Below are 5,287 nucleotides of genomic sequence, written 5' to 3'. Positions count from 1 at the left end.
CCCCCCCCCCCACCCCACCCCCCCCCCCCCCCCCACCCCCCCTCCCCCCCCCCCCCCCCCCCCCCCCCTCCCCCCCCTCCTCCCTCTCCCCCCACCCCCGTCTTTCTGGCCCCCCCCCCCCCGCCAGTACGGGGCATCCGGCCCCCTCAGCCCTCCAGCACCCCGGCCCCACTCCCCCACGGCTGCCTGCGGATCGCACGGATCAGACGTGACTTGCGCCACCCCGTGACGTGGTCCGCGTAGACCCCGCCGTCCAGATGGTCGGCCTCGTGCTGGAGGCAGCGGGCGAAGAAACCCGTGCCCTCCACCCGTACCGGCGTCCCGTCCAGCCGTACGCCCTCGACCACCGCACGGTCGTAACGGGGCGTCGGAGCCTCCAGGCCGGGCAGCGAGAGGCAGCCCTCGGGCCCCCGGAACACATCGCCGTCCGCCTCCACCAGGCGCGGGTTCACGACATGTCCCAGGTGGCGGGTCTCCTCGTCGTCGGGGCAGTCGTACACGAAGACCCGCAGGCCCACGCCCACCTGGTTCGCCGCGAGGCCGACGCCGTTCGCCGCGTACATCGTGGCGAACATGTCCTCGACGAGCCGGGCGAGTTCGGGCCCGAAGTCGGTGACGGGCGCGCAGGGAGTGTGCAGCACGGGGTCGCCGAGCAGAGTCATCGCTCGGACGTCGCCGGAACTGCCGGGGATGGGGCGGTTTCGCATGGCGGTAAGGGTACGGTCCGCTGTGACCTGGCTGTTTCGCGCGGCCGCTCGGTGGTGCCGCTGTTCGGGCTGCTGGCCGGATCTCGATAGGCTGAGCCCGGACCGACGCAAGGAGGAACAAGAACGATGTCAGGACACCCCGGTAATCCAGAGCCGCTGTCGCCGCGCGCCAAGCTGGCCGTGACGGCGGGCAGGGCCGCGGCCGCGGTGTCGCGTGCGGCGGGACGCGGCAGCGGATCGGTGATCGGCGGCAAGGTGGCGCTGAAGCTCGACCCCGACCTGCTGGGCCGGCTCGCACAGCATCTGGACGTCGTCCTGGTGTCGGCGACCAACGGCAAGACGACCACGACCCGGCTGATCGCGGAGGCCCTGCGCGCCGCCGGCCCCGTCGTCTCGAACGCCCTCGGCGCCAACATGCCCGCCGGCATCACCTCGGCGCTGGCCGGCGGCTCCGAGTCCAAGTACGGCGTCATCGAGGTCGACGAGAAGTACCTCGCCGGCGTCGCCCGCGACACCACGCCCAAGGTGATCGCACTGCTCAACCTCTCCCGCGACCAGCTCGACCGCGCCGCCGAGACCCGGATGCTCGCCGAGAAGTGGCGCGAGGGCCTCAACGGCACGAAGGCCGTCGTCGTGGCGAACGCCGACGACCCGCTCATCGTGTGGGCCGCCTCCTCCTCGCCGAACGTGGTGTGGGTCGCCGCCGGCCAGGAGTGGAAGGACGACGCCTGGTCGTGCCCCGCCTGCGGCGGTGTGATGCAGCGTCCGGGCGACGACTGGTTCTGCGGCGAGTGCGGCTTCCGCCGTCCCGCGCCGAGCTGGGCGCTCAGCGGCGACCACGTGCTCGACCCGCACGGATCGGCCTGGCCGATCCGGCTCCAGCTGCCCGGCCGCGCCAACAAGGCGAACGCCGCGACCTCGGCCGCCGTCGCCGCCGTCTTCGGAGTGCCGCCGCAGGTGGCCCTGGAGCGCATGTACCAGGTGCAGGCCGTCGCCGGACGCTACGACGTGGTGTCCTTCCAGGGCCGTGAGCTGCGTCTGCTCCTCGCGAAGAACCCGGCCGGCTGGCTCGAAACGTTTTCCCTCATCGACGGGCCGCCCGCCCCGGTGATCCTCTCCGTCAACGCCCGCGGCGCCGACGGCACGGACACCTCCTGGCTGTGGGACGTGGACTACGGCCGGCTCGCCGGGCACCCGATCATGGTGATCGGCGACCGGAAGCTGGACCTCGCCGTCCGCCTGGAGGTCGCCGGTGTGGACTTCCGCGTCTGCGAGACGCTGGACGAGGCCGTCACGATGGCCCCGCCCGGGCAGATCGAGCTGATCGCCAACTACACCGCCTTCCAGGACGTCCGCCGCCGCGTCGGCAACTGACCCGTAGAGGACTTGCAGCATGAGTGACAGCAGCCTGCGCCTGGTCTGGGTCTACCCGGACCTGCTCAGCACCTACGGCGACCAGGGCAACGTCCTCGTCGTCCAGCGCCGTGCCGAACAGCGCGGTCTCAGCGTCGAGCGCGTCGACGTCCGCAGCGACCAGCCGATCCCGACCTCGGGCGACATCTATCTGATCGGCGGCGGCGAGGACCGTCCGCAGCGGCTCGCGGCCGAGCGGCTCCTCCGGGACGGCGGTCTGCCCCGGGCCGCGTCCAACGGCGCGATCATCTTCTCGGTCTGCGCCGGCTACCAGATCCTGGGCCACGAGTTCGTCAACGACGTCGGTGAGCGCCAGCCCGGCCTGGGCCTGCTCGACGTGATCACGACCCGCGGCGAGGGCGCCCGGTGCGTCGGCGACGTCCTCGGGGACATCGACCCCCGGCTCGGCCTGCCCCAGCTGACGGGCTTCGAGAACCACCAGGGCATCACCCATCTCGGCCCGACGGCCCGGCCGTTCGCGCGGACGGTGTTCGGCAAGGGCAACGGGACCGGCGACGGCACCGAGGGCGCGTACAACGACACCGTCTTCGGGACGTACATGCACGGCCCCGTCATGGCCCGCAACCCGCAGATCGCGGACCTGCTCCTGAAGCTGGCCCTCGATGTCAACGCGCTGCCGCCGACGGACGACCGCTGGTACGAGGCGCTGCGCGCCGAGCGCATCGCGGCCGCCACGCAGCCCGCGTAGCGGTCGCACGGCCCGTCCGTGACGGGCCCCCGGGGGCAACATGCGCGCCGTTGTCGGTCCCTCGTACGAACGTACGTTGTCCACTGTGCGGACATCCGGTTCGGCCCCGCCACCCTGCGGCGATAGGGTGGCGGGGATCCAGCCGGACGACGTGGTCCGGGAGTCGGCCCACGTTGCAAAGGTTTATGGGCTATGCGCATTGGCGTGCTCACCTCCGGCGGAGACTGCCCCGGTCTGAACGCTGTCATCCGTTCCGTCGTGCACCGCGCCGTCGTCGACCACGGCGACGAGGTCATCGGCTTCCACGACGGGTGGAAGGGCCTCCTGGAGTGCGACTACCGCAAGCTCGATCTCGAGGCGGTGGGCGGCATCCTGGCCCGCGGCGGCACCATCCTCGGCTCCTCGCGGGTCCAGCCCGCGCACCTGGTCGACGGCGTCGAGCGCGCCCGCGGCCATGTGGCCGACCTCGGGCTCGACGCGATCATCCCGATCGGCGGCGAGGGCACCCTCAAGGCCGCGAACCTGCTCTCCGAGGCGGGCCTCCCGATCGTCGGTGTCCCGAAGACGATCGACAACGACATCGCCTCCACCGACGTCACCTTCGGCTTCGACACGGCCGTGACCGTCGCCACCGAGGCCCTCGACCGGCTGAAGACCACCGCGGAGTCGCACCAGCGCGTCCTCGTCGTCGAGGTCATGGGCCGTCACACCGGCTGGATAGCGCTGCACTCCGGCATGGCGGCCGGCGCGCACGCCGTGGTCGTCCCCGAGCGCCCCTTCGACATCGACGAGCTGACCGCCCGGGTCGGCGAGCGCTTCGAGGCCGGCAAGCGGTTCGCGATCGTGGTCGTCGCCGAGGGCGCGAAGCCGCGCGAGGGCTCGATGGACTTCAAGACCGCGGGCACCGACATCTACGGCCACGAGCGCTTCACCGGGATCGCCAACCAGCTCTCCGTGGAGCTGGAGCGGCGGCTCGGCAAGGAGGCCCGTCCGGTGATCCTGGGCCACGTCCAGCGCGGCGGCACCCCCACCGCGTACGACCGTGTCCTCGCGACCCGCTTCGGCTGGCACGCGGTCGAGGCCGCGCACCGCGGCGAGTTCGGCATGCTGACGGCCCTGCGCGGCACGGAGATCACGATGGTCCCGTTGGCCCAGGCCGTGGAGAGCCTCAAGACGGTCCCCGCCGACCGCTACGCCGAGGCCGAGTGCGTGATCTGACGCACGTCGGCGCGGACGCGCTCGCATGACACCGCCCCCGGTCGCAGTCGCGGCCGGGGGCGGTTCTAGTCTGGTGCGGACAACAAGCGCGAATCGGGCTCCAGGAGTGCACACGATGGATCACAGCGGGCACGGCATGACCACGGATCTGCCGCCGTTCACGCTGGGACGGGGCCTGGAGTTCTCTCCCGACCTGTTCTTCCTGATCGGCTGCCTCGCGGCGCTCGGTCTGTACGGCTGGGGTGTGGCGCGGCTGCGGCGGCGCGGGGACGCGTGGCCGGTGAGCCGGACGGTGTCGTTCACGATCGGCGTCCTCACCATCGCGCTCGTGATGTGCACCAAGCTCAACGACTACGGCATGGTCATGTTCAGCGTGCACATGGTGCAGCACATGGTGATCTCCATGCTGTCGCCCATCCTGCTGCTGCTCGGTGCGCCGATGACGCTCGCACTGCGGGCGCTGCCGGTGGCGGGCCGGGGCTCGACGGGGCCGCGCGAGCTGCTGCTGAAGCTCCTGCACAGCCGGTACATGAAGGTGATCACGCACCCCGGGTTCACGATCCCGATGTTCATCGCGAGCCTGTACGCGCTCTACTTCACGCCGCTCTTCGACTTCCTGATGGGCTCCAAGCCGGGCCACATCGGGATGATGGTCCACTTCCTGATGGTGGGCGTGGTCTTCTTCTGGCCGATCATGGGCGTCGACCCGGGCCCGCACCGTCCGGGCTATGTGATGCGGATGCTGGAGCTGTTCGCGGGCATGCCGTTCCACGCCTTCTTCGGCATCGCGCTGATGATGGCCTCGGAGCCGATGGTCAAGGCGTACGAGAATCCGCCGGCCTCGCTGGGGATCGACGCGCTCACCGACCAGAACGCGGCCGGCGGCATCGCCTGGGCGTTCAGCGAGATCCCGTCGGTGCTGGTGCTGATCGCGCTGGTCTACCAGTGGTACCACTCCGAGCAGCGGCAGGCGGTCCGCAAGGACCGGGCCGCCGACCGGGACGGGGACAAGGAGCTGGAGGCGTACAACGCGTACCTGGCCTCGCTCCAGTCCCGGCGTTGACGAGCGGCGTGCGGTGAACGGCGTGCGGTGAACGGCGTGCGGTGAACGGTCCCTCCTCGGGCCCGGCGCGGGACCTCCTACGGGGTCCGGTGCCGGGCCCCGTTCCCCTTTCCGCACACGCCGGAGGGTCCGGGGGGTAGAGCGTGCCCCCCTCGAGGGGTCAAGATGGGCTGGAAG

5 protein-coding genes are annotated in these 5,287 nt (G+C 71.5%); 4 read left to right on the top strand and 1 reads right to left on the bottom strand.

The window, feature by feature from the left end; translation table 11 throughout:
* Positions 1–146 precede the first annotated feature (146 nt).
* Entirely contained in the window at positions 147–707 is a 561-nt protein-coding gene (def, locus tag ACZ4XX_RS40060) for a peptide deformylase (protein WP_468512743.1), read from the bottom strand.
* 126 nt (positions 708–833) lie between these two features.
* Between def and ACZ4XX_RS40055 the strand changes: the two genes are divergently transcribed.
* From ACZ4XX_RS40055 to ACZ4XX_RS40040, 4 genes are all read left to right on the top strand, one after another.
* The gene (locus ACZ4XX_RS40055; protein ID WP_329276261.1) at positions 834–2,081 is read left to right on the top strand and encodes a Mur ligase family protein; all 1,248 of its coding nucleotides are present in this window, start codon (positions 834–836) and stop codon (positions 2,079–2,081) included.
* Positions 2,082–2,100: 19 nt separating this feature from the next.
* On the top strand, positions 2,101–2,829 hold the full coding sequence (locus tag ACZ4XX_RS40050; RefSeq protein WP_468512742.1) for a type 1 glutamine amidotransferase: 729 nt from the start codon (positions 2,101–2,103) through the stop codon (positions 2,827–2,829).
* 192 nt (positions 2,830–3,021) lie between these two features.
* Positions 3,022–4,047, top strand: a complete 1,026-nt coding sequence (locus ACZ4XX_RS40045; RefSeq protein WP_468512741.1) for a 6-phosphofructokinase — start codon at positions 3,022–3,024, stop codon at positions 4,045–4,047.
* 115 nt (positions 4,048–4,162) lie between these two features.
* Positions 4,163–5,110: a cytochrome c oxidase assembly protein gene (locus ACZ4XX_RS40040; protein WP_468512740.1), complete on the top strand. Its 948-nt coding sequence runs from the start codon at positions 4,163–4,165 to the stop codon at positions 5,108–5,110.
* Positions 5,111–5,287: the final 177 nt, after the last annotated feature.

The organism is Streptomyces sp. NPDC029956, from assembly GCF_055574655.1.
Note: the sequence above shows the minus strand (reverse complement) of the source record. Positions and strands in the feature narration are given on the sequence as shown.

Bases quoted from the DNA above. Each gene is read 5' to 3' on its own strand.
- def (WP_468512743.1), bottom strand. From the start codon at position 707: ATGCGAAACCGCCCCATCCCCGGCAGTTCCGGCGACGTCCGAGCGATG.
- ACZ4XX_RS40045 (WP_468512741.1), top strand. From the start codon at position 3,022: ATGCGCATTGGCGTGCTCACCTCCGGCGGAGACTGCCCCGGTCTGAAC.
- ACZ4XX_RS40055 (WP_329276261.1), top strand. From the start codon at position 834: ATGTCAGGACACCCCGGTAATCCAGAGCCGCTGTCGCCGCGCGCCAAG.
- ACZ4XX_RS40050 (WP_468512742.1), top strand. From the start codon at position 2,101: ATGAGTGACAGCAGCCTGCGCCTGGTCTGGGTCTACCCGGACCTGCTC.
- ACZ4XX_RS40040 (WP_468512740.1), top strand. From the start codon at position 4,163: ATGGATCACAGCGGGCACGGCATGACCACGGATCTGCCGCCGTTCACG.